The organism is Kocuria palustris (assembly GCF_016907795.1).
Lineage (GTDB): Bacteria > Actinomycetota > Actinomycetes > Actinomycetales > Micrococcaceae > Kocuria > Kocuria palustris.
On the sequence record NZ_JAFBCR010000001.1, the window covers coordinates 2,874,291 to 2,897,960 of the forward strand.

Below are 23,670 nucleotides of genomic sequence, written 5' to 3' on the forward strand. Positions count from 1 at the left end.
CTCACAGGAGATGTTGCGCTGACCGCTTGAATCCGCCGATCCTGCGCAAGGCTTCGGCTTTTTTCGCAGCGGAGCTCGACCGCCCCACGACGAGATGATCGCGTTCATCGATATGCATCGTGATCAGTTCGGGGTCGAGGCCATCTGCCGCACGCTGAGTGCAACGGAGTGTGGGTTCATCACCTCGCGCGGCTACCGCCCCGCGAAGACCAGGCCCGCCTCTGAGCGGTCTGTGCGAGACGCGATGCTCGGGCAGGAGATCAGGCGGGTCCATGTCGAGAACTACAGCGTCTACGGCGTCAGGAAGATGCACCAGGCCATGCGTCGGGCCAGCTGGGAGATCAGCCGGGACCAAGCAGCCCGCCTCATGCGTGCCGCCGGGCTGCAGGGCGTGAGGCGAGGGCGCAAGCCGATCACGACGAAGCCTGCCCGCGAGCCGGATGCCCGCCCTGACATGGTCGAGCGCCGCTTCACGGCGGATCGGCCGCATCGGCTCTGGGTCGCTGACATCACCTACGTGAGGATCCTGGGTGGGTTCTGCTACGTCGTTTTCATCACCGACGTCTACTCCCGGCGCATCGTCGGGTGGGCCGTCTCGGGCAGCCTTCACACTGCGGGGCTGCCGTTGCTGGCCCTGGAGCACGCGCTGTTGAGCACGGGAGCCAGCCGGGGCCGGGAAGGTCTGGTCCATCACTCAGACCGCGGCTCCCAGTACGTCTCTCTGGCGTATTCGGACGCGCTCATCACCGCCGGGGTGAGCGCCTCGGTGGGCACCGTGGGCGACTCCTACGACAACGCCCTGGCCGAGACCGTGAACGGGCTCTACAAAGCCGAACTCATTCACGCCAAGCGGATCTGGGAGTCCGTCGAGGCGGTCGAGCTGGCCACGATGGGGTGGGTGCACTGGTGGAACACGGCCCGCCTCCATGAAGCCCTCGGCTACTGCACTCCCGCGGAGGTCGAGGCGGCCTACACTCACGACCAGGATTCAGCGCCCGTTGCGTCCTGACCTCGGAACGAAACCCAGGGCGCTTCAGCCTGCACGCGACTCATCTCCGATCCCCGGCCCAACCAGCGCTTCTGCAACAAGCGCTGTCGGGACCGGGCTGCTTGGAGACGTGCCCATGACCAGCCCGAGCAAGACTCGTCGCAGGCCATGGTCGACCTCTCTCAACTGGCAAAGGCTGATCGCCAGCTCGCCGGTAAGAAGCGCACCATCGCCAGGCTCCGCGCCCGCCACCAGACCGACCGCGATCGCACCCGCGCGGCCGAGGTCGCCGCCGCGGCCGCGGACCGTCGCGCCGAGCGGGCGATCGAATCCATGGGCCGTGATCAGCACGCACTCAGCCGAGAGAACGCCGAGCTGGCCGACGCCCTGCGCAAAGCCCGGCAGGACCTCCAGACCGAGAAGCGGAACAACGCTCAGCTCCGGGACGTGATCGGCAAGTTCCGTGCCGATGCCGAGCAGCGTGAGCTTGCCGAACGGCAAGTGCCGACGCAGCTCATCCGAACGGCAATGGGAAGCCCTTGCCGTTCGGATCGCCCGGCAAGCTTCCGGCGGCACGGGACTGCCGCTTGCCGGGCTCGACCAGGAAGTCGTCTCGACCTGGCAGCGGCTCCGGCAAGCCACCGGCACCGGCACCACCGAGACGGCAGCACCAGCACGCACACCCCGACCGGCAACCGCTCCCCGTAGAAGGAACCGATGACCGTCTCCATCTCCAAGATGTCCGTCGAGTACTACCTGGAGCAGGTCGCGATCGGCGACGCCGCGGTAGCCGGCACCGGCACCCGCGACCTCACCCGCTACTACACCTCTGCCGGTGCCCCGCCCGGCAGATGGCTCGGTGCCGGCACCGCCGGGCTCGGCATCGATCCCGGCACGCGCGTCACTGCCCAGGCCGCGCGCCGACTCCTCCAGGACTCGGCACACCCCACGACTGGCGAGCCCCTGGGGCGCGCCCCGATCACCGCCCAGCAGGCCCCCGAGGGAGCCAAGACCGCCGCCGGCAAGCCCGCGAAGTCCGACCGGCAGCCTGTCTCCGGATTCGACCTCACGTTCTCCGTGCCGAAGTCCGTCTCGGTGCTGTGGGCCATGGCCGATGAACCGACCAAGGCCGCGATCCATGCTGCCCACCGCGCAGCCGTCGATCAGAGCCTGTCGTGGCTGGACGACCGGGTCATCTAGACCCGAGCCGGACATGCCGGCGTCGCCAAAGTCGCCACCCGCGGACTCGTCGCCACCGCTTTCGACCACTGGGACTCCCGTGCCGGCGACCCGCAGCTGCATACCCATGGCGTCGTCGCCAACCGCATCCAGCGCGCCTCCGACGGAGCCTGGACCACCCTCGACTCCGTCAACCTGCACAAGAACGTCGTCGCCGCCTCCGAGCGATTCAACGGTCTTCTCTTCGACGAGCTCGCCCGCACCATCGGCGCCCAAGCCGAGATCCGCGGCGAGATCACGACCAGCGCCGACGGTCTCCAGCTCACCGACCGCAACGCGCGCATCGAACTGGCAGGCGTCCCGGACGAACTCATCAACGAGTTCTCCACCAGAGCGCGGGCGATCGAGGCCGAAGCCGACCGACTCATCGCTGCTTGGACTGAAGAGCACGGTGCCCGACCATCGGAGGGTGATCTCCTGGACATCCGTCGTCAGGCCACCCTCGCCACCCGCGAGGCCAAGGACCACGACGACCACCGCAGCCTTGAACGCAAGAGCGCCCAGTGGCGCGACCGCGCCTCGGACCTCGGCTTCAACCCGGCCGCAATCGTCTCCCGCACGATCGCCCAGCAGCCGAGCATCACGACCGCTGAGACCATCCAGCCCGACACGATGACCCAGATCGCCCAGCGCGCGATCACGACCGTGTCCGCCCAGCGTGCGACCTTCACCCGCGCCAACGTTCACGCCGAGATCTCCAGGGGCCTCGCCGCCGTGCGGTGCCACACCCCCGAAGATCGAGACCAGCTCCTAGATACCGTCACGGACCTCGCCCTGGACTCCACGGTCCGGCTCACCCCGCACCGCTACCAGTCCCCCGATCAGCACCACCCAGGCCTGTCCTCTGGAACGGACCACGCCTTCAACGACACCGCGGCCTACGCGACCCCCGAACAGCTCGATGCCGAAGCCCGGCTCATCGACGCCGCCACCAACAACCAAGGCCCCGTCATCTCCGACACCACCCGGGCCGAGGCCGTCCTGGACAGCATCACCGTCGGCGACGGGCACTCCCTCGCAGATGATCAGCGCCGAGCCGCATTGAGCATCGCCACAGCTCCTCAATCGGTCAGCGCCCTCATCGGCCCAGCCGGCACCGGCAAGACCACGTCGCTGTCCGCACTGCGCCAAGTCTGGGAAGACCAGCACGGCACAGGCTCGATCGTCGGGCTCGCCCCCTCAGCCGTCGCCGCCTCCGTGCTCAGCCAGGAGATCGACATCCCCACCGACAACGTCACGAAGTGGCTCTGGGAATCCGCCGGCCCCGGCGCCCAACATCGCCAAGAGCAGCTCGACAAGGCCCGAGACGAGATGACCCTCCTTCTCGCCCACCTGGACGACTCACCCTCGGCCGCGCAGCAGAGAACGATGCGCCGCCTCAACGCCACCATCACCCAACTGGAGACCACCCAAGACCGCTACACCATGCGCCCGAACCAGCTCGTCATCGTCGACGAAGCCTCCATGGCCGGCACCCAAGCCCTCGATCAGCTCCGCGACCAGGCACAGCACGCCGGAGCGAAGATCGTTGCCGTCGGAGACCCCGCACAGCTCAGCGCAATCGAAGCCGGCGGAACCCTCGGATGGATCGAACGCCACCAGGACCGACCCGACGTCACCGCCGCCACCCTCAGCAGCGTGTGGCGCTTCAAGAACGACTGGGAGGCCTCCAACTCCCTTGCACTGCGCGAAGGCAAGCACCACGCCATCGACACCCTGATCGAACACGACCGCATCACCGGAGTCGCCGACCCCGACGACGTCGAGACCACGGCCTTCCAGCAGTGGGCCGAAGCTCGCACACAGGGCTCGGCCCTGCTCATCGCCTCCACCAAGGACTCCGTCGACCGCCTCAACGCACAAGCCCAAGCGCTCCTGCGCTCCGAAGGCGAAGTCGACGGCACCCATACCGCCGAGCTGTCAGCCGGTACCGTCGCCGGAGTCGGTGACCGCATCCTCACCCGCCGCAACGAGCGTGCGGTGCTCGACGACCACGGAGAGTTCATCAAGAACGGCGACCTGCTGACTGTGACCCGCGTCCATGCTGACGGGGCGCTGGAAGCCGCCCGCGACAACGGTGCCGCCGTCCATCTGTCGCCCGAGGTCCTCGCCACCACGCAGCTCGGCTACGCCTGCACCGCTCACCGCTCCCAAGGCGCGACCGTCGATCGAGCCATCACCGCCGTCGATCCCTCGACGACGTCGCGAGAGACCTTCTACGTCGGCATGACCCGCGGCCGCTACTCCAACACCGCGGTCCTGCCCATCCCAGACAGCGACGGTCAAGACACTCAGACCGACACCCCGGACCCCTGGAAGATGATCCGGGAGATCACACCCAAGACCGTCCGTGATCAGCTCGTGCGCGTCCTGGACCGCTCCGACACCGACATGACAGCCCACGAAGTCCGCGATCATGCCCACGGTTGGGACGCCGATCTGCCCCGTCTGACCGACGAGCTCCGGTACGCGGGACAGGCGATCGCCACCCGTCAGGCCGTGGAATGGGTCGAACGCTCCCACGGCCCGGAGACAGTCACCTCCTGGGCCAATAGCGAGCACTGGCACGCGATCATCAACGAGATCGCCCGCGGCCACCGCGTCCCCGAAGAACCAGCCCCGGAGACACCCCGCGAGGCCCTGGCCGCAGTCAAGGCCGCAGACCTCCAGCCCCGCTCCACCCGCCACGGCGGCCTGGCGGTCCCCACCTCCGACAACGACGCCGAGACACACACCGTGCGTCAGGTCCTGGACAAGATCTCCGATCGCCTCACCGTCCTGCGAGCCCAGACCCACAACGAGCCCTGGCGCTCCTCCCTGGCCACCGAACCGACACAGCGCATCGACGCCGCCCTGATCGCCCGCCAGGCCTGTGACTGGGACGACCCCGACACCGTCCTGCCCGACACCCCTCCCCAGGACCGTCGAGCAGCCGAGGCATGGCAGAACTTCCACGACTCCGCGACCCAGCCAGACCAGACCACCACACCGGAGCCGACGCCGTTCCCCGACGACCAGCGTCACGTCCACCCCGAGAGCCCCGAAGTCATCGACACGACCACCGGCCCGGAAGGAGCCCACCTCTGACCAGCACCACCTCGGGCAGGTGTCCCATTTGGGACACCTGCCCACCATGTCTAGACACAGCTAACACACAGGATAAGATCAGGGGGTTCCTGGCCCCTCAGCCAGGAACCCCCTGCGGCCCAAGGTCTTACCCCAGATCGATCCATCTGGAGTCCCCCAAGACTGCCTTGGGCACCGCGGAACACTACCACATGCATACGCATAGAGTAGTCGGTGACATGTTCTTCCATGTCACCGGCAGGGTCGGTCGGCGCCTCCCTTGACCGGCCGACCCTCCACTTCCTCGATTCACCGGCCACACGACGGCCCCGCAACCCAGAGATTGCGCCCTAAACCCGCGCGGATGATCACCCCCCTACCCGCGCCACGGCCGTGCTCTTGTGAGACCTGTCACGTTTTTTGCGCCAGGCGTGACAGTTGGTGCATTCTTCAGTATGTACTTACCGAGGCTCTGATGACAGAGCCACGGCCCCGCAGCTCGAGGAGCCTCCGTGACCCACTCCGCCCCCCAGATGCCCCGCAGAACTGCGCTGACCGCGGCAGCCTGGTCCGCGCCCGTCATTGCCCTCACGACTCCTGCTCCTGCCGTGGCTGCATCACCCCGGCCAGGTCTGCAGGGGGTCGTGACGGTACGGAAGTCCTGCAGCACTACCGCCCCTGGCAGTCTGCTGACGATCGACGGCCGCGGGAGCTACCCCGACCGCGGGCTGTGGGTCGAAGGCGCCACCAGCTCCACGACCATCACGTCACCGAGCATCACGCTGTACTTCCCGACCGCTTTGGGAACCATCGCCTGGCAAGCGATGAACACGAACAGCAACTGGTCCCGCCCAGTCGTGGACACCGCAGTGCCGCAGATCGCGAACCTCACCGCGTACACCATGCGGTACTCTGGCGCCTTCACATACTCCGCAACGAACGCCGCAAAGATCGCCACAGGCCAGCCCTATTTCCAGGCCACCATCAGTTACACCGCCTGCTCGCAATCCCTGACAACACATTCACTGCGTCGGGTAACGATCGACGGCAAGCTGGAAACCATACAACGCGGTCCTCTACTCCTGTAACCCCATCCGTCATATGCACCCGAACACCCCAACGGAAGGACAGACATGGACACCCCGAAAACCGACACCAACACACCGACCGCAGCACCGAGCCCAACGCCCGAACCCACCTCGGCACGCGAAACTCCGTCGGCGACAGCCGAGCCATCGGCAACTGCTACACCCAGCAGCGGCACTGACGCTCCAAATATCACCAACAGCATCCTCATCTGAGCACCACAAACTGAACCACTGCAAGGCAACAAGCCTCGCAATCACTAGTTCAACTAATTACTAGGTGTAGGAGGGCATGACGTTGTTGACTAGAGCCGGTGTGCGTGAGGCCGGGGGCTGATCACCACAGGCTGTATGCGGGCGATGGTAGTTGTAGTGATGCACCCAGACCTGCACGGCCTGCCGGCGGGCCTGCTCGGAGTCATAGGCCCTCGCGTAGAGGACTTCATCGACCATCAGCCGGTTGTAGCGCTCGACCTTGCCGTTATGCCGCGGCGTGTACGGGAGGATCCGCTGATGCCGACCCGCCAGGGCCTGCACCGTACGGGTGAAGTCGGCGGCACGGTAGTTGTTCCCGTTGTCCGTGACCACCCGCTCCAGGTCGGGGATGCCGTGCGCGGCGAAGAACACCCGGGCTCGGGAGAAGAACCCGATCGTGGTGGCAGCACGCTCATCGGGCAGGGCCTCGGTGTAGGCCAAGCGCGTGTGCGCATCGATTGCCGAGTGCAGGTACGTATAGCCGACACGGCCCTGGCGCTTGGAGGCCAGGGCCGCCTGGCTGCCGCGGCCATGGGCCCACCAGCCCCCGCCATCGGGGATGCGCCCGAGCTTCTTCACGTCCAGGTGCACCATCTGCCCGGGCCTGCTCGTACGGATGCGCTGTGGGGCTCGGCGCAGCTGTTCCCCGGCCGGGGTGAGGTCGCGCAGTCGGGAGATCCCGAGTCGGTGCAGCCACCGGCCCACGGTGCGCAGATGCAGCTGATGGCCTTCGGCGCGCAGATGGTGATGGATGCGCCGGGCTGGCCACTTCCGTTCCCGCCGCAGCTCTTCGATCCGGACGATGAGCCGCGGATCGAGCTGGCTGGTGGCCGTGTGCGGACGGCTGGAGCGGTCCTTCAACCCCGGCCGCCCTTCGGCGCGATAGCGGGCCACCCAGGTCGTGACGGTCGGGCGCGAGACACGGAACTCGGCGGCCACGTGAGCGATCGGGATGCCGTCGTGCAGGTGGCGTTCGACCATGCGCAGACGCCCGGTAGGGGTCAGTGGTGCATTAGCGTGGGGCATGAGCGGGCTCTGTCTTTCCGTGGATGGGTCGTGTAGGAACTTCCATCCTGCGGCGAAGAGCCCGCTCGCCTCATCTGAGCACGCCGTTGGTGACAAGAACCTCATGCCCCACAACACCTAGGGTGGTCCTGGAGACCTGAACACCGCGCCCGTCCAGGGCGCACGGCAGAGACGGAGAAGCACCGAATGACCGAGCGCACCCTCATCCTGGTCAAGCCCGACGGCGTCGAGCGCGGCCTGACCGGCCAGGTCCTGGCCCGGGTCGAGGCCCGCGGCTTCCGCCTGGCCGAGCTCAAGAAGCTCGACGCCACCCGCGAGATCCTGGAGCAGCACTACGCCGAGCACCAGGGCAAGCCGTTCTTCGAGCCGCTCGTCGAGTTCATGATGTCCGGGCCCGTGGTGGCCGCCGTGTTCGAGGGCGAGTCCGTGATCGAGTCCTTCCGCGCCATGGCCGGGGTGTCCGATCCGGTCAAGGCCGCCGCCGGGACCATCCGCGGCGACCTGGCTCGCGACTGGGGCGAGAAGGTCCAGAAGAACATCGTGCACGGCTCCGACTCCTCCGAGTCCGCCGAGCGCGAGATCGGCATCTGGTTCGCCTGAGCCGAAGCCCTCCGCAGCATCACGACGGCCGCACCGATCCGCTCGGTGCGGCCGTCGTCGTACCTGACGCGCCGCGACGCGCCGAGGGGGTGTGAGCCGTTGCACACTCACGGGGCGCACCAGTAGGTTGCTGAAGGTCCCGTGCACGCGCGCACGGAAGACGATCCCACCCCCGAAGGAGACGCCGTGAGCACCCCGGAGCGCAGGGCGCAGGACCTGCTGGAGCAGGTCAGCGGCACCGGCATCCCGGTCGCGCACCTGCTGTGCGACCGCCACGATCCCGAGGCCGTGGCCTTCACGGTCGTCGAGCAGGACCTCTCCCGCAGGGAGCTGACCTACGGGCACCTCACCGAGCGCTCGCAGCGCGCGGCGGCGGCACTCGCCGAGCTCGGAGTGGGACCCGGTGACCGGGTCGCCACGCTGATGGGCAAGGGCGAGGACCTGGTGGTGACGCTGCTGGGCATCTGGCGCCTGGGCGCGATCCACATCCCGCTGTTCACAGCCTTCGCCCCGTCCGCGATCGCCCAGCGGCTGCTGCCCAGCCAGCCTCATGTGGTGGTGTGCGACGCCTCCCAGCGCTCCAAGCTGGACTCCGAGCAGCTGCGCGGCGAGGACGCCGGCTGGACCGTCGTGACGGCCGACGACGGCTCCGGCGAGCCCGTCGTGGCCCCGACGCTGGAGCAGCTGATCGAGCAGCAGCAGGCAGGCCTGCCGGCAGCGCTTCGCGACGGCGACGATCACCTGGTGCACATCTACACCTCCGGAACCACGGGATCGCCCAAGGCGGTCCCGGTCCCAGTGCGCGCGCTGGCCGCGTTCGGCATCTACCTCGAGTACGGTCTCGACGTGCGCGCGGACGACGTCTTCTGGAACGCCGCCGATCCCGGATGGGCCTACGGCCTGTACTACGGGCTCATGGGCCCGCTGTTCATGGGGCGGGCCAACATCCTGCTGCGCGGCGGCTTCAGCCCCGAGCTGACCTGGCGGCTTCTCGCCGAGCTCGGCGTCACCAACCTCGCGGCGGCTCCGACCGTGTACCGGGTGCTGCGCTCCGGGTCCGGCCCCGACCAGCCGCTGAGCGTGCGCGTGGCCTCGTCTGCCGGAGAGCCCCTGAACCCGCAGCTGGTCGAGTGGGCCGAGCAGCATCTGGGCACGGCCATCCGCGACGACTACGGCCAGACCGAGATGGGCATGTGCATCGTCAACGGCTGGCACCCGGACGTGCTGCGCCCGATCGAGCCCGGCTCCATGGGCCGGCCTCTGCCCGGATTCGCAGCGCAGGTCCTCGAGCTCGAGGCGGATCGGCCCGCCCCTGACGACGAGCCCGGCCGCCTGGCGATCGTCCTGCCGGACAGCCCTCTGATGTGGTTCACCGGCTACGTGGACGAGCCCGAGCGCACCGCGCAGCGCTATTCGCGCGACGGGAGCCTGTATCTGACCGGGGATCTGGCCCGCAGGCTGTCCTCGGGGGCGTTCGCCTTCACCTCGCGCGACGACGACGTCATCCTCATGGCCGGGTACCGGGTGGGCCCGCTAGAGGTCGAGTCGGCGCTGATGGGCCACCCGGCCGTGGCCGAGGCAGCCGTGATCGGCGTGCCCGACGAGCTGCGCGGCGAGGTCGTGGAGGCCTTCGTCGTGCTGCGCGACGACGTGCAGCGGGCGGACGGCCTGGGCGAGGAGATCGCCCGGTTCGTGAAGACCGAGTACGCCGCGCACGCCTTCCCGCGCCGGGTCCACCTGGTCGACGAGCTTCCCAAGACCCCGTCGGGCAAGGTCCAGCGCAATGTGCTGCGCGCCCAGCGCAAGGAGCAGGGCGCCGGGGTCGGCGAGCGCTCCTGAATCCCGATCCCGCGCCCAGCGCTCATCGAGACCCGAACCTGAACGAGAACCCCAAGGAGAGACCATGCAGCTGAAGGACACCGTCGCCCTCGTCACCGGAGCGGCCTCAGGACTCGGCGCGGCCACCGCGGCCGCGCTCGTCGCCCAGGGAGCCACCGTGTACGGGGTGGACCTGCAGCCCTCGATCGACAAGGCCGAGGCCCAGGACGGCGTGCACCTGATCGCCGCCGACGTCACCGACCCCGAGGCCGTGCAGGCCGCCGTGCAGGAGGCGGCAGCGGCCGGCCCGCTGCGCCTGGCCGTGAACTGTGCGGGCATCGCCCCGGGCCAGCGCATCCTCAGCAAGAAGGGCCCCCACGACATCGGGCTGTTCCAGAAGGTCGTGGAGATCAACCTGATCGGCACCTTCAGCGTCATGACAGCTGCGGCGGCCGCCATGGCCGAGCTCGAGCCGGTCGACGACGACGGCCAGCGCGGCCTGATCGTCTCCACCGCCTCCGTCGCGGCCTTCGAGGGCCAGATCGGGCAGGCCGCCTACGCGGCCTCGAAGGGCGGCGTCCACGCGCTGACGATCTCGGCGGCCCGAGACCTGGCCTCGAAGGGCATCCGTGTGTGCACGATCGCCCCGGGAATCGTCGAGACGCCCATGATGGCCGGGATCGACCCGGACTTTCGCGCCGGGCTGGAGGCCACCGTCCCGTTCCCGGCGCGCCTGGCCCGCCCGGAGGAGTACGCGCGCCTGGTGAGCATGCTCGTCGAGCACGACTACCTCAACGGCGAGACGGTGCGCATGGACGGCGCGCTGCGCATGCCGCCGCGCTGAGCACTGGGAAGTCCCTTGAGCGGATTGCGGAGGTTCGGGCGCAGCCCTAGGCTGTGAGTCCCTCCCGATCGCCGACGGATCGTCCTGCGGTCCGTGCAGATGCGGGGGAATGACAGTCCGAACGCCCCGGAAGCCTCTTCCGGGGCGTTCGCTCTTCTGCATCGCAGCTGCTCCAGGGCAGCCGTGGCGGATCAGCCGAACATGGTGCCGGAGAAGCGCACCAGCACGGCGCCGAAGATGATCACCACGATCAGCACGGCCGCGCCCATGCTCCACAGACCGGAGCTCGAGCGGGCGGCCGCCGAGCCCGGAAGCGCCCCGGTGCGCACGCTGCGACCGATCGTGGACATCAGCAGGAACGGGTGCACCAGCCACACGAGCATGCAGTACAGGCACAGGGCGTTGATCTGGAAGGTGGCCTCGAACCACAGCCAGATCAGGAAGACCTGGCCCAGGAGCTGACCGACGATCAGACCCCACCAGAACCAGTTCCGGAACCGCGCCCCGGCCAGCACGGCCACGGCGATCACGATCACGACCGCGTAGGCGACCAGGCCGATCAGAGGGTTCGGGAATCCGAAGACCGCCGCCTGGTCGGTGCGGATCACCGTGCCGCACGAGAGCACCGCATTGATGTCGCAGGCCGTGGTGTGCAGCGGGTTCTCCAGGATCTGCAGCTTCTCCCCGACCAGCGAGATCGAGGCGTACAGCCCGGCGGCCGCAGTGATCAGGGCCAGGATCGCCCAGCCGAGATCGCCTGCAGGGCGGGGGGAGGTTGGCTTGGAGCCGCGCGCGGCGGCGTGAGCGCGGCCCGGCTCGTCAGTGGGGGAGTCCAGAGTGTCTCGAGTGTTCACTCTCCCGATCCTACGGGCGCGCCGATAGGTGGTGAGGGTCGCGGCGATGGGTGGTGAGGGTCGCGGCGATCACCCCGGGCCCGGACGTGATGTGCCTCATTCCGGGGGAGCGCTGTGTCAGAATGAGAGCGGTCCTCCTTCGGCCGCACCCGTGGGAGGGTCCGTCGACGGCTCCGACCCGGTCGGCGCGGCCGCAGCTCTCGGAAGGATCGAGCGCGTCCGCCGCCCGGACAAGATCGGCCGTGAGCAGGGTCCTACAGGGCCCGCCCCGGCGACTCGGATCCGTGACGGCCTGCGCGCCCGGCGATCAGCGCCCCCGCGCAGCGCACACACACGACTTCTTGCAGCAGCCGCGCGACCCCTCGGGGCCACGCACGGCGCTCACGACCGGGGGACCGCCGGGTGCGGACGGCTGGTACCCGCAGGAGCACAGCACACATGGCATCAGAGCAGGCACAGCCCGGGTCGGACTCTTCGCCGGAGGACTCGAACGTCCCGGCGGAGAGCCCCTCCACCGCACCCGACGCGCAGTCGTCGCAGACCGAGATCGACGTCACGGGAACGGCTCAGGAGGCCCCGACGGCAGCCGAGACGGCGTCGGCCGAGACCGCTCCGTCGACGACGGCCGAGTCCGAGCAGGACGGGGTCGAGCAGGTCGAAGCGGGGACCGAGACGAGCCAGAGCGAGCAGGCGAAGCCGGCGCAGGACGAGGAGTCCCAGCAGGAGGGCGAGCGCGTCGAGACCGAGGGCCAGGCCGCCGAGCAGGCAAATCCGGCGCAGACCGCCTTCGAGGCGCTCGAGTCCGCAGAGCACACGCAGGAGCAGGCCAGCACCACGATCCTGCGCACCGCGCCGCTGGGCGGCAGCGAGCAGGCCCAGGAGGCGCAGAGCCAGCAGCAGCCGGCCCAGCAGGAGCCGCCGCAGCAGGGCAAGGACGAGGAGGCCAAGGACGAGCAGCCGACGGCGGATCCGTTCGCCGCGTTCGGCGCGGCGTCGGCCACGTCGCTGCTCTTCCACGCCCCGGCCCCGGAGGACGTCGCCGCGGCACGGGAGCGCGCCGAGCGCGAGCGCGAGGAGGCTCGTCTGCGCGAGGTGCAGGAGGAGGAGCAGGCCGAGGAGGCCGAGTACGAGGACCCGGAGCCCGGTGCTGGGGTCACGAGCCGACGTCGGCGCAGGCGCCGTCGCGGCTCGGAGGATCTGGAGCTGATCGGCGGGGACGACGGCGACCCGGAGCAGACCATCACGCGCATCCGCACCGCGCGCGTGGTCGACGGCTCCGCGCCCACCACTGTGCAGTCGGTCAAGGGTTCCACGCGCCTGGAGGCCAAGAAGCAGCGTCGTCGCGAGTCGCGTCAGACCGGGCGCCGCCGCCAGGTGATCACCGAGGCGGAGTTCCTGGCTCGTCGGGAATCGGTCGAGCGGACCATGGTGGTGCGGCAGAAGAACGACCGCATCCAGATCGGCGTGCTCGAGGACGGGATCCTCGCGGAGCACTTCGTCTCGCACACCCAGCAGGACTCGCTGATCGGCAGCGTCTACCTGGGCAAGGTCCAGAACGTGCTGCCGTCCATGGAGGCCGCCTTCGTGGACATCGGCCGCGGCCGCAACGCCGTCCTCTACGCCGGCGAGGTCGACTGGGACAAGGCGAGCCTCAACGGTGCGGCCAAGCGCATCGAGAATGCGCTGAAGCCCGGAGACCCGGTGCTGGTGCAGGCCACCAAGGACCCGGTGGGGCACAAGGGCGCGCGCCTGACCAGCCAGATCTCCCTGCCGGGGCGCTACCTCGTGTTCGTGCCCGGCGGCTCGATGACCGGCATCTCCCGCAAGCTGCCCGACGTCGAGCGCCAGCGGCTGAAGAAGATCCTCAAGGACCACCTCCCGGAGGGTGCGGGCGTCATCGTGCGCACCGCCGCCGAGGGGGCTTCGGAGGAGGAGCTGACCAACGACATCAACCGCCTGCGCACCCAGTGGGAGCAGATCCAGGAGAAGGCGGCCCAGGGCAAGACGCTTGCACCGGAGCTGCTGTACGCCGAGCCGGATCTGACCATCAAGACCGTGCGCGACGTCTTCAACGAGGACTTCACCGCCATGCACGTCCAGGGCCAGGAGGCCTGGGACGGCATCGAGGCCTACGTGACCTACGTGGCTCCTGACCTGCTGGACCGCGTCCACCGCTGGGACGGGGACGAGGATCTCTTCGCCCACTACCGGGTGGACGATCAGATCTTCAAGGCACTGGAGCGCAAGGTCATGCTGCCCTCGGGCGGCTCCCTGGTGATCGACCGCACCGAGGCCATGACCGTCGTCGACGTCAACACGGGCAAGTTCACCGGCTCCGGCGGCAATCTCGAGGAGACCGTCACCAAGAACAACCTCGAGGCGGCCGAGGAGATCGTGCGGCAGCTGCGCCTGCGCGATATCGGCGGCATCGTGGTCATCGACTTCATCGACATGGTGCTCGAGGCCAACCGCGACCTCGTGCTGCGGCGCCTGGTCGAGTGCCTGGGTCGCGACCGCACCAAGCACCAGGTCGCCGAGGTCACCTCGCTGGGGCTCGTGCAGATGACCCGCAAGCGCATGGGCACCGGCCTGCTCGAGGTCTTCTCGGAGGACTGCGAGGCCTGCGACGGCCGCGGCGTGGTCGTCCACGATCACCCGCTCAAGGGCCGCAGCTCGGGCTCCTCGGACAACCGGCAGGGTCGCAACGACCGCAAGCGCAGCCGTCGTCTCCCGGGCGCTCAGGACGAGCAGGGTCCGCGCGCCGAGGATCCGGAGCAGGCCAAGCGCGCACAGGCCACCCGAAGCGCCCTGGCCGCGATCGCCTCGGCCAGCGGCCACGACACCGACTCCTCCGCCTCGGCAGGAGAGCGGACGGAGGCAGCCTCTGCGAGCGAGCCCGCCGGGGACCAGGAGTCCCAGGGCCAGCGCCCGCAGGAGTCCCAGGACTCCCGCGAGAGCGGCAAGCGTCGTCGCAAGCGCCGCGGCAAGCGCTCGCGCGGCCGCGGTCAGGACGGCCAGGCCCCGCAGGACCAGGACGATCAGGACCGCAGCGACCAGGCCCAGAGCGACCGGCAGGACTCCCCGCAGGCCGATCCGGCGCAGGGCCAGGACACCGGCGCCCAGGCAGAGCAGGGCCGCGGTGAGTCGGACGGCCGCTCCGGGCAGCGCCGGCAGCGCGGTGAGCGCTCCTCCGGCCGTGGCGGCCGCGGCCGGTCCGAGGCGCAGTCCGGGACCCGCTCCGAGGACGAGACCCGCTCCCTGATCGAGGCGCGCATCCGTGCGGCCTCCGGCGAGGCTCCCGAGGCGAGCGCCCCGCGCGAGGACGCGGCGGATCAGTCGGCCCCAGAGAAGGAAACCGACGGCGAGGCCACGCCGCGAGAGGCATCGGAGCCGAAGCGCCGGGACGCCGCTCAGGGCGCCCAGGGACGACGTGAGCGGCGATCGCGCACGGCGCGAGCCGAGTCGCAGGAGGCGGCCCAGGGTGCTTCCCAGGGCGAGCAGGCGGCAGCCGCTCAGCAGAAGCGTCGCAGCCGCACCGCGGCCGCTGCCCAGGCGGCGCCGGAGCCGGTCCAGGCCCCGGCCGCACCGACGGCCCCGGCCGCTCAGGGCACGGCGACGGTGCGCGATGCGGACGCGGAGCAGGCCGCCCCGGTGCGCCAGCGGGCGCGTCGCTCGCGTCGTGCGGCTGCTCCGGCGGGCACGCCCGAGGCCCCGCAGTCGGCTCCTGCGGCTCCGGCCGCCTCGGCGACCGTGACCGCAGGCAGCGCCTCGGTGGTCTCGACCTCCGAGGGAGCCTCGCAGGTGACGATCAACGGCGAGGTCATCGAGCTGCCGCAGGGCCAGAGCGCCGCCGAGGCGCTGGGCGCCGGGGGCTCGTCCGGCTCGCAGCTCGAGTCGCTGGCCAGCTCGCTGGGCGAGCGCGAGCCCGGTGCCGCCGGTCCGCGCCGTCGCCCGCGCCGCTCGCGCCGCGCCAGCGCCCCGGAGGCCGCACCCCAGGCGGGTCCGGCGCAGGATGGCGGGGACGCCTCGCAGGGTGAGCGCGGGCGCTCCTGAGCGCAGTCGGCGCCGGTGATCGGCCGGCGCCGATGGGACGACCCGATCGCATGACGGCCGTCTCCCCGAGAAGGGGAGGCGGCCGTCGTCGTCTTCGCCCGGGCAGCCGGATCATGCGTAGACTGAGCAGGCACGACACGGGGTGCCGCCCGAGCAGGCGGCTGAGAGCACACCCGTCGAACCTGAACTAGTTCGCACTAGCGGAGGGATTGTCGCCATGACGCACAGTCGCACCCTGAATCCATCGCACGACGCCTCCGGGCCGGTCTCGGCCCGGATGGCCCAGCTGCTCGAGCAGCTGCGCAGCACGCGCCCCCTGGTGCAGTGCCTGACCAACACGGTGGTCTCCAACTTCACCGCCAACGCCCTGCTGGCCCTCGGCGCCGCTCCGGCCATGACGGACATCCAGGGGGAGGCCGGGCCGTTCGCCGAGATCGCCGACGGCATGCTGATCAATCTGGGCACTCCCGATCCCGAGCAGCGCGGCGCCATGCGCGAGGCCGCTGCCGCCCGGCAGGCCGGAGGCCGACCCTGGGTGCTGGACCCGGTGGCGATCGGCTCGCTGCCGATCCGCACCGCCCTTGCCGCCGAGCTGCTGGAGTCCCGTCCCGCGGTGATCCGCGGCAACCCGTCGGAGGTCCTGGCTCTGACCGGAGGGGCCGGGGGCCGCGGCATCGACACGACGGATGCCCCGGAGGCCGCGGTGCAGGCCGCCCGGCAGCTCGTGTCGACCGGTTGCGCCGATGCCGTGGCCATCTCCGGGCCCGTCGATCTGATCGTCTCCGCATCGGGGACGCTGCGCGTGCCGCACGGTCACGAGCTGCTGACCCAGGTGGTGGGCGGAGGGTGCGCCCTGGGCTCCGTGATCGCGGCCTTCGCCGCCGTCGCGCAGGACCCCGCCGACGCCGCCGCGGCCGGGAGCCTGGTCTGGGGACTGGCGGCCGAGGACGCCGCCGATCGCTGCCAGGGCCCGGGGTCCTTCGCCGTGCATCTGCTCGACGCCCTGGCCGGGCTGCGCCCCGAGGACGTCGCCGAACGGTGCCGCGTCGAGGCGGAGGCGGCCGGGGCCCCGAGCGCCGCGGACGGTGCCGCCGCCGGGGCGGGCCAGGCAGAGGAGGCCGGGCGATGAGCCCCCGATTCGACCCCGCCGCACTGTCGCTCTACCACGTCACCGACCCCCAGCTCAGCCGGCCTCGCAGCGTCCCCGAGGTCGCGCGGCTGGCTGTCGAGGGCGGGACGAGCATGATCCAGGTCCGGGCCAAGGATGCCTCCGGACGCGAGCTGCTCGAGCTGCTCGAGGCCGTCGTGTCGGCCGTCGACGGCGCGGCCCCGGTGGTCGTGGACGATCGCGTGGAGTGCCACCTGGCCGCACGCGCCCGGGGGATCGCCTGCGACGGCGTCCACATCGGCCAGTCGGATCTGCCTGCGGAGGACGCCCGTCGGCTGTGCGGCCCGGAGGCGATCATCGGCCTCTCCGCCGCCTCGGAGGCCGAGATCGCCGCCGCAGCGGCGCTGCCCCCGGCAACGGTGGACTATCTGGGCATCGGCGCGGTGCGGGCCACCGCCACCAAGCCCAACGCCCCGCAGCCGCTGGGCATCGACGGCTTCGCCCGGGCCCGAGCCCTGAGTGCCCTCCCGGCCGTGGCCATCGGCGGGATCCGGCCGGAGGACGTCGCGGGGCTGATGGCCGCAGGTGCCGACGGCGTGGCCGTGGTCTCCGGGATCTGCGCGGCTGCCGATCCGCGCCTGGCGGCGCAGACCTACCGACGGGAGATCCAGCGATGAGCACCATCAGCCCGCGCGCCGTCCCGCGCGTCCTGTCGATCGCCGGAACCGATCCCACCGGCGGAGCCGGAGTGCACGCGGATCTGAAGACCATCAGCGTCCTGGGCGGCTACGGCATGGGCGCGATCACCGCTGTCGTCTCCCAGAACACCTGCGGAGTGCGCTCGATCCACACACCGCCGCCGGAGGTGCTGAGGGATCAGCTGCTGGCCGTCTCCGACGACGTCGTCGTGGGTGCCGTGAAGATCGGCATGCTGGGCAGCGCCGGTGCCGTCGAGGTCGTGGGGCAGTGGCTGCAGGAGCAGAAGCCGCCGCTGTGCGTCATCGATCCCGTCATGGTCGCCACAGCCGGTGGGACCCTGCTGGAGTCCGAGGCGCTCGGCGCCGTCCTGGAGCTGCTGGGCTCCGCCGACCTGGTGACGCCGAATCTCACGGAGCTCGCCTCCCTGCTGGACCGGGCGCCGGCGCAGGAGTGGTCCGAGGCCCTTGAGCAGGGACGGCGGCTGGCCGATCGGCTGGGCGTGCTCGTGCTCGTCAAGGGCGGGCACCTGCCGGGGGAGCGCACCCCTGATGCGCTGGTCGGGCCAGGGCAGGAGGAGCCGGTGGCGCAGTGGGACGCAGCGCGGATCGACACGAGCTGCACCCACGGCACGGGCTGCTCCCTCTCGAGCGCGATCGCCGTGCTGGCGGCGCGCTCGGGGCGTCTCCCGGAGTCCGTGGAGGCGGCGCGGGGCTGGCTGCGCGGAGCGCTCGAGCATGCCGAGGAGCTCGAGGTGGGGCGGGGCAGCGGTCCGGTGCACCACGGGCACCACCTGGCACCGGCCCTGCGCGGGATGCTCGGGGGGTGATCCGGATGACGACTCGCGCGGGGGCGATGTCCTTGTCCGCAGCGGTGACGATGGAGTAATCTGCTTGCTCAGTGCCATGCCGCATGACCCCTCGCGACACCGTCCATGTCATAAGTGCGGGACTTCGGAAGGCACACTTGGGTGCAGCTCCTGACCGCTGAGAAGCCGCGTCGGCCGTACTGTCTCCATCCCACTGGCAGGCCGACGCCACGGTGATCTCGGCGTCGTCAGTCAGGCAGGAGCGTCTGCGCCCCCAGACAGTGATTTCTACTCGAGAGAAGTGAGTTCCCCGTGGTTTACGCGATTGTCCGCGCAGGCGGCCGCCAGGAGAAGGTTGCCGTCGGCGACCTCGTGACCCTCGACCGTGTCGCCGGTGAGACCGGCAGCACCCTCGAGCTCCCCGCACTCCTGCTCGTCGACGGCGACAAGGTGACCTCCGAGGCCGAGAAGCTCTCGGGCGTCAAGGTCACGGCCGAGGTCGTCGAGAACCTCCGCGGCCCCAAGATCCGCATCATGAAGTACAAGAACAAGACCGGCTACAAGAAGCGCCAGGGTCACCGTTCTGAGCTGACCACCGTGAAGGTCACCGACATCAAGGCCTGACCCACCCGGTCACCCTCTCCACACTCCATGGGTCCGCCCGAGCCTCCGCGGCTCGAACCGGACCGACTAGCGAAAGCAGGCAGCAGCCATGGCACATAAGAAGGGCGCAAGCTCCACCCGCAACGGCCGCGACTCCAACGCCCAGTACCTGGGCGTCAAGCGCTTCGGCGGCGAGTCCGTCAACGCCGGCTCGATCATCGTGCGTCAGCGCGGCACCCACTTCCACCCCGGTGAGAACGTGGGCCGCGGCAAGGACGACACCCTGTTCGCCCTGGCCACCGGCCAGGTGGCCTTCGGGACCAAGCGCGGCCGCAAGGTCGTCAACGTCCTCGCAGCGGCTGAGTGACCCGGCGACCGCTGCAGCGACCCTGAGGGGGCGCTGCAGCGGTCGCTCGACGCGGGATCATCCGCGTCACGCTCACCATGAGGAGTCAGAGGGTGGGTGCCACGTGCGCCCGCCCTCTCTTCCGTTTCAGGACCCCGCCGGCTGAACGCCTGGCGGAACGCACATCTCGGCGCCCTCAGGCGCCGATCAGCTGCCGGCGCGGGACGCCCGGCAAGGAAGGGAGACCATGGCCGAGTTCGTCGACCGAGTGGTCCTCCACGCAGCGGGCGGCAACGGCGGCCACGGCTGCGTGTCCGTCCGACGCGAGAAGTTCAAGCCGCTGGGCGGACCGGACGGCGGCCACGGAGGCGACGGCGGCTCCGTGATCCTGCGGGTCGACGGCCAGTCCACCACGCTGCTGCCGTATCACCGCTCCCCGCACCGCTCGGCGCCCAACGGCGGCCCGGGCATGGGCGATGACCGCAACGGGTTCAAGGGCGAGGACCTGATCCTCTCGGTCCCGGACGGCACTGTCGTGAAGGACCGCGACGGTGAGGTCCTGGCGGATCTGGTCGGCGTCGGCTCCGAGTTCGTGGCCGCCGCCGGCGGTCAGGGCGGGCTCGGCAACGCGGCCCTGGCCTCTCCCAAGCGCAAGGCCCCCGGCTTCGCGCTGCTGGGCCTTCCCGGCGACGCCCGGGACATCGTGCTCGAGGTCAAGTCCCTGGCGGACATCGCGCTGGTGGGCTACCCGTCGGCCGGGAAGTCCTCGCTGATCGCGGCCATGTCCAAGGCGCGGCCCAAGATCGCCGACTACCCGTTCACGACCCTGGTCCCCAACCTGGGCGTGGTCGAGGCCGGGCAGTACCGCTACACCGTCGCCGACGTCCCCGGCCTGATCCCCGGCGCGTCCGAGGGCAAGGGCCTGGGCCTCGAGTTCCTGCGCCACGTGGAGCGCTGCGCCGCCCTGGTGCACGTCATCGACTGCGCCACCCTCGAACCCCACCGCGACCCGATCTCCGATCTGGAGGCGCTCGAGGCCGAGCTGGCCGCCTACGCGATCGACGGCAAGCTCGACGGCGGCCGCTCCATCCCGCTGCTGGAGCGCCCCCGCCTGGTGGTGCTCAACAAGATCGATGTCCCCGATGCCCGCGAGCTGGCCGAATTCGTGCGCCCGGACCTGGAGGAGCGCGGCTACCGCGTCTTCGAGGTCTCCACGGCCTCGCACGAGGGGATGAGCCTGCTGGGCTACGCCATGGGCGAGCTCGTCGAGCAGGGCCGCGAGGCCGAGGCTCCGGATGAGACCGCACCGGCCGTGCTGCGGCCCGAGCCGCTGCGCACCCGTCGCGGCGGGAAGGTCGGGGTCCCCGACTTCACGATCACGCGCGAGGAGCGCGGCCTCGAGCCGCTGTGGCATGTGCGCGGCGAGAAGCCCGAGAAGTGGGTCCTGCAGACCGACTTCAACAACGAGGAGGCGGTGGGCTACCTGGCCGACCGCTTCGCCAAGCTCGGCATCGAGGACGAGCTGTTCCGCCAGAAGGCCCGACCCGGCGACGCCGTGCTGATCGGTCCCGAGGAGGACGGCGTGGTCTTCGACTGGGAGCCCACCATGGTCGGCGGCGCCGAGCTGCTCGCGGCACCGCGCGGCACGGATCCGCGACTGCAGGACACCACGAGCCGTCCCACGCGCGAGCAGAAGCGCCGGGAGTTCTACGATCGGATGGACGCCAAGACCGCCGCGCGCGACGAGCTCGAATCGGAGCGCCTGGCCGGCGTGTGGACCGAATCCGTCGACGAGAAGCGCCGAGCCCGTCAGCAGGGCGGCAGCCAGGGCCAGGACACCACCGAGGACTGAGCCCGGCCCTGCCGCAGCGCGGCACGACAGCAGCACCCTAGCGACACGCACGATCCCCCTGACCTCTTCAGACCTGCCCCGCAGCGGGGCACAGGAAGGACACGGACAAGCATGGCGAAGGTCTTGCACAAGAACGACATCGACCGCATGGGCGGGGAGGCGGAGAAGTCCGTCGAGCAGATCAGCTCCGAGAACCGGGGGAAGAACCGGGTCTCGCCGATCACGAGCCCGTCGCAGATCCCCAGGGCCCAGCGGATCGTCGTGAAGGTCGGCTCGTCGTCGCTGACCAGCATCCAGAACTCGATCGACGAGGCCGCGATCCAGCGCATCGTCGCCGCGCTGGGCCAGCAGAAGAAGCGCGGCAAGGAGATCGTCTATGTCTCCTCCGGCGCGATCTCGGCCGGTCTGTCGCCGCTGGGCTTCGACAAGCGCCCCAAGGAGCTGGCCGCCCAGCAGGCCGCCGCCTCCGTGGGCCAGGGCCTGCTGATCGGCCGGTACATCGACTCGCTGGCCCGCTACGACGTCCAGGTGGGCCAGGTCCTGGTCACCGCCGAGGACCTCATGAAGCGGCATCACTACCAGAACACGCACCGCCAGATCGAGCGGCTTCTGGACCTGGGCGTGCTGCCGATCATCAACGAGAACGACGCCGTGGCCACCCAGGAGATCAAGTTCGGCGACAACGACCGCATCGCGGCGCTGACCGCGAACCTGGTCAAGGCCGACGTCCTGCTGCTGCTCTCGGACGTGGACGCGCTCTACACCAAGCACCCGGATGAGGGCGGTGAGCGCATCCCGGTCGTCGAGGATCCGCTCAAGGACCTCGAGGGCGTCGAGATCGGCACCGTGGGCCGGGCCGGCGTGGGCTCCGGCGGCATGGTGACCAAGGTCCAGGCCGCCCGCATCGCCGCGGCCGGCGGCGTGCCCGCGCTGGTGACCTCCACCGCGAACATCGAGCGCGCCCTGGCCGGCGAGGACGTCGGCACCTGGTTCCTGCCCACCGGCGGGCGACGCAACACCCGCCTGCTGTGGCTGGCGCACCTGGCCGACATCAAGGGCTCGCTCGTGCTCGACGACGGCGCCGTCAAGGCCATCGGCAAGCGCAAGTCGCTGCTGCCGGCCGGCGTGACCGAGGTCCGCGGCCGCTTCGCGGCAGGCGAGCCGGTCTCGCTGGTCAACGCCGAGGGCGAGGAGGTCGCCCACGGGCTGTCCAACTACGACTCCGAGGACATCCCGGACATGCTGGGCCGCACGACCCGGGAGATCGGGGAGGACCTGGGCTCGCGCTTCGAGCGCGAGCTGGTCCACGTGGACAACCTCGTGACCATCCGCCCGCGCTCGGCCAAGACCAAGGTGCGCCGCCGCGCCAGGACCCAGTCCATGCCCAAGGTGAAGGCCAAGGACGGCGCAGGCGCGAAGTCCAAGGCCAAGACCAAGGACAAGGACAAGGCCGAGGGGAAGTCCAAGGCGAAGGCCAAGGACGGCGCCGCCGCGAGGTCCGCCTCCCGCGAGCGCAGCACCTCCGACGCCGCGGACAAGCCCCGCAAGCGCAGGAGCGAGTGATCCGGCGGCCTGGCCCGGCGCGGAACAATGCGCCGGGCGGGTTCGCTGTGCTGAGCAGGAAGACCACCGGAGCAGGATGATTCACGACCCCGCCGCGACGGCGGAGGAGGAGCACACCCTGATGAGCGAGAACACCACGAACGACACCGCCTCGACCGATGCCTCGGTCCGCCTGACCCACGAGACCTTCGGCGAGGACCCCCAGGTGGCCGTCGGGCTCATGGCCGATGACGCCAAGGTGGCAGCGCGCACGCTGGCCACGACCACCCGCTCGCGCAAGGACGCCGCGCTGCTGCACATCGCGGAGGCCATCGAGAAGTCCTCCGAGCGCATCATCGAGGCCAACAGGCGCGATATCGACCGCGGTCGCGAGAACGGGACCTCCTCGGCCCTGCTGGACCGACTGGAGCTGGACGAGGACCGCATCAAGGGCCTCGCGGATTCGCTGCGCGAGCTGGCCGCGCTTCCGGATCCCGTCGGCACCATGGTGCGCGGAGAGACCCTGGCCAACGGATTGCGCATGCGCCAGGTGCGCGTGCCCATGGGCGTCGTCGGCGCGATCTACGAGGCGCGCCCGAACGTGACGGTCGACATCGCCGGCATCGCCCTGAAGTCGGGCAACGCCGTCCTGCTGCGCGGCGGCTCCGCTGCCGCCGAGTCCAACCGCGTGCTCGTCGGGCTGATCCGCGACGCCCTGGCGGACAAGCGGCTGCCCGTGGACATCGTGCAGACCGTCGACGACTACGGCCGCGACGGAGCCACGGCCCTGATGTCGGCGCGCGGCAAGGTCGACGTGCTGATCCCGCGCGGGGGACACGGGCTCATCCAGTCGGTCGTGCAGAACGCCACGGTGCCGGTCATCGAGA

Annotated in this window: 17 protein-coding genes, 2 pseudogenes, 1 riboswitch and 1 other annotated feature; of the genes and pseudogenes, 16 read left to right on the plus strand and 3 right to left on the minus strand. The window is 70.3% G+C overall.

Annotated elements, in window-relative coordinates; translation table 11 throughout:
* Positions 1-55: 55 nt before the first annotated feature.
* Positions 56-166, plus strand: a sequence feature (AL1L pseudoknot).
* Positions 59-1,009, plus strand: a pseudogene (locus JOE55_RS12865) (IS3 family transposase); the annotation flags it as partial. Its footprint overlaps the feature before it by 108 nt.
* Positions 1,010-1,033: 24 nt before the next feature.
* Here JOE55_RS12865 and JOE55_RS12870 read toward each other — a convergent pair.
* Complete coding sequence (locus JOE55_RS12870) at positions 1,034-1,489, minus strand: hypothetical protein (protein WP_204783131.1); 456 nt, start codon at positions 1,487-1,489, stop codon at positions 1,034-1,036.
* A 237-nt stretch (positions 1,490-1,726) separates the two neighbouring features.
* On the opposite strand from JOE55_RS12870, the pseudogene mobF reads away from it, so the two are divergent.
* The 3 genes and pseudogenes from mobF to JOE55_RS12890 all read left to right on the plus strand — a co-directional run.
* A pseudogene (mobF, locus tag JOE55_RS13250) lies at positions 1,727-2,746 on the plus strand (MobF family relaxase); the annotation flags it as partial.
* Positions 2,747-2,839: 93 nt separating this feature from the next.
* A complete protein-coding gene (locus JOE55_RS12885) occupies positions 2,840-5,314 on the plus strand; it encodes an ATP-dependent DNA helicase (protein WP_204783133.1) in 2,475 nt (824 codons plus the stop codon).
* Between the two features lie 491 nt (positions 5,315-5,805).
* Positions 5,806-6,381, plus strand: a complete 576-nt coding sequence (locus JOE55_RS12890) for a hypothetical protein (RefSeq protein WP_204783134.1) — start codon at positions 5,806-5,808, stop codon at positions 6,379-6,381.
* Positions 6,382-6,654: 273 nt separating this feature from the next.
* On the opposite strand, the gene JOE55_RS12895 is transcribed toward JOE55_RS12890, so the two are convergent.
* The gene (locus JOE55_RS12895; protein ID WP_204783135.1) at positions 6,655-7,659 is read right to left on the minus strand and encodes an IS481 family transposase; all 1,005 of its coding nucleotides are present in this window, start codon (positions 7,657-7,659) and stop codon (positions 6,655-6,657) included.
* Between the two features lie 186 nt (positions 7,660-7,845).
* Between JOE55_RS12895 and ndk the strand changes: the two genes are divergently transcribed.
* The 3 genes from ndk to JOE55_RS12910 all read left to right on the plus strand — a co-directional run bounded on the left by ndk (position 7,846) and on the right by JOE55_RS12910 (position 10,921).
* The gene (ndk, locus tag JOE55_RS12900; RefSeq protein WP_006214630.1) at positions 7,846-8,259 is read left to right on the plus strand and encodes a nucleoside-diphosphate kinase; all 414 of its coding nucleotides are present in this window, start codon (positions 7,846-7,848) and stop codon (positions 8,257-8,259) included.
* 186 nt (positions 8,260-8,445) lie between these two features.
* Complete coding sequence (locus JOE55_RS12905) at positions 8,446-10,098, plus strand: AMP-binding protein (protein ID WP_204783136.1); 1,653 nt, start codon at positions 8,446-8,448, stop codon at positions 10,096-10,098.
* Positions 10,099-10,162: 64 nt separating this feature from the next.
* Positions 10,163-10,921 (plus strand): SDR family NAD(P)-dependent oxidoreductase, encoded by a 759-nt coding sequence (locus tag JOE55_RS12910; protein ID WP_006214632.1) that lies wholly within the window; start codon positions 10,163-10,165, stop codon positions 10,919-10,921.
* Between the two features lie 191 nt (positions 10,922-11,112).
* Here JOE55_RS12910 and JOE55_RS12915 read toward each other — a convergent pair whose 3' ends face one another.
* On the minus strand, positions 11,113-11,775 hold the full coding sequence (locus tag JOE55_RS12915; protein ID WP_204783137.1) for a vitamin K epoxide reductase family protein: 663 nt from the start codon (positions 11,773-11,775) through the stop codon (positions 11,113-11,115).
* 438 nt (positions 11,776-12,213) lie between these two features.
* Here JOE55_RS12915 and JOE55_RS12920 point away from each other — a divergent pair, with 438 nt between their 5' ends.
* The 9 genes from JOE55_RS12920 to JOE55_RS12960 all read left to right on the plus strand — a co-directional run.
* Positions 12,214-15,828, plus strand: a complete 3,615-nt coding sequence (locus JOE55_RS12920) for an Rne/Rng family ribonuclease (RefSeq protein WP_204783138.1) — start codon at positions 12,214-12,216, stop codon at positions 15,826-15,828.
* Positions 15,829-15,956: 128 nt separating this feature from the next.
* Positions 15,957-16,055, plus strand: a riboswitch (TPP riboswitch).
* Positions 16,046-16,957: a hydroxyethylthiazole kinase gene (gene thiM, locus JOE55_RS12925; RefSeq protein WP_239546684.1), complete on the plus strand. Its 912-nt coding sequence runs from the start codon at positions 16,046-16,048 to the stop codon at positions 16,955-16,957. It overlaps the preceding riboswitch by 10 nt.
* Positions 16,954-17,613, plus strand: coding sequence for a thiamine phosphate synthase (gene thiE / locus JOE55_RS12930; protein WP_204783139.1), 660 nt, complete (start codon positions 16,954-16,956; stop codon positions 17,611-17,613). The genes thiM and thiE overlap by 4 nt, the downstream gene beginning before the upstream one ends.
* On the plus strand, positions 17,610-18,461 hold the full coding sequence (gene thiD, locus JOE55_RS12935) for a bifunctional hydroxymethylpyrimidine kinase/phosphomethylpyrimidine kinase (RefSeq protein ID WP_204783140.1): 852 nt from the start codon (positions 17,610-17,612) through the stop codon (positions 18,459-18,461). Before thiE ends, thiD begins: the two co-directional genes overlap by 4 nt.
* A gap of 291 nt (positions 18,462-18,752) precedes the next feature.
* On the plus strand, positions 18,753-19,064 hold the full coding sequence (gene rplU, locus JOE55_RS12940) for a 50S ribosomal protein L21 (RefSeq protein WP_006214638.1): 312 nt from the start codon (positions 18,753-18,755) through the stop codon (positions 19,062-19,064).
* 88 nt (positions 19,065-19,152) lie between these two features.
* On the plus strand, positions 19,153-19,410 hold the full coding sequence (gene rpmA, locus JOE55_RS12945; RefSeq protein ID WP_006214639.1) for a 50S ribosomal protein L27: 258 nt from the start codon (positions 19,153-19,155) through the stop codon (positions 19,408-19,410).
* 226 nt (positions 19,411-19,636) lie between these two features.
* Entirely contained in the window at positions 19,637-21,241 is a 1,605-nt protein-coding gene (obgE, locus tag JOE55_RS12950) for a GTPase ObgE (protein ID WP_204783141.1), read from the plus strand.
* 111 nt (positions 21,242-21,352) lie between these two features.
* Positions 21,353-22,804 (plus strand): glutamate 5-kinase, encoded by a 1,452-nt coding sequence (gene proB / locus JOE55_RS12955; protein WP_204783142.1) that lies wholly within the window; start codon positions 21,353-21,355, stop codon positions 22,802-22,804.
* Positions 22,805-22,925: 121 nt separating this feature from the next.
* Positions 22,926-23,670, plus strand: a 745-nt coding sequence (locus JOE55_RS12960) for an aldehyde dehydrogenase family protein (protein ID WP_204783143.1), incomplete at its 3' end; no start/stop codon positions are given.

What these genes read in the sequence shown, in the direction of transcription:
- JOE55_RS12895 (WP_204783135.1), bottom strand. Translation starts at nt 7,659, where the DNA reads ATGCCCCACGCTAATGCACCACTGACCCCTACCGGGCGTCTGCGCATG.
- JOE55_RS12885 (WP_204783133.1), top strand. Translation starts at nt 2,840, where the DNA reads ATGACCCAGATCGCCCAGCGCGCGATCACGACCGTGTCCGCCCAGCGT.
- obgE (WP_204783141.1), top strand. Translation starts at nt 19,637, where the DNA reads ATGGCCGAGTTCGTCGACCGAGTGGTCCTCCACGCAGCGGGCGGCAAC.
- proB (WP_204783142.1), top strand. Translation starts at nt 21,353, where the DNA reads ATGGCGAAGGTCTTGCACAAGAACGACATCGACCGCATGGGCGGGGAG.
- JOE55_RS12910 (WP_006214632.1), top strand. Translation starts at nt 10,163, where the DNA reads ATGCAGCTGAAGGACACCGTCGCCCTCGTCACCGGAGCGGCCTCAGGA.
- JOE55_RS12920 (WP_204783138.1), top strand. Translation starts at nt 12,214, where the DNA reads ATGGCATCAGAGCAGGCACAGCCCGGGTCGGACTCTTCGCCGGAGGAC.
- thiM (WP_239546684.1), top strand. Translation starts at nt 16,046, where the DNA reads ATGACGCACAGTCGCACCCTGAATCCATCGCACGACGCCTCCGGGCCG.
- rpmA (WP_006214639.1), top strand. Translation starts at nt 19,153, where the DNA reads ATGGCACATAAGAAGGGCGCAAGCTCCACCCGCAACGGCCGCGACTCC.
- ndk (WP_006214630.1), top strand. Translation starts at nt 7,846, where the DNA reads ATGACCGAGCGCACCCTCATCCTGGTCAAGCCCGACGGCGTCGAGCGC.
- thiD (WP_204783140.1), top strand. Translation starts at nt 17,610, where the DNA reads ATGAGCACCATCAGCCCGCGCGCCGTCCCGCGCGTCCTGTCGATCGCC.
- thiE (WP_204783139.1), top strand. Translation starts at nt 16,954, where the DNA reads ATGAGCCCCCGATTCGACCCCGCCGCACTGTCGCTCTACCACGTCACC.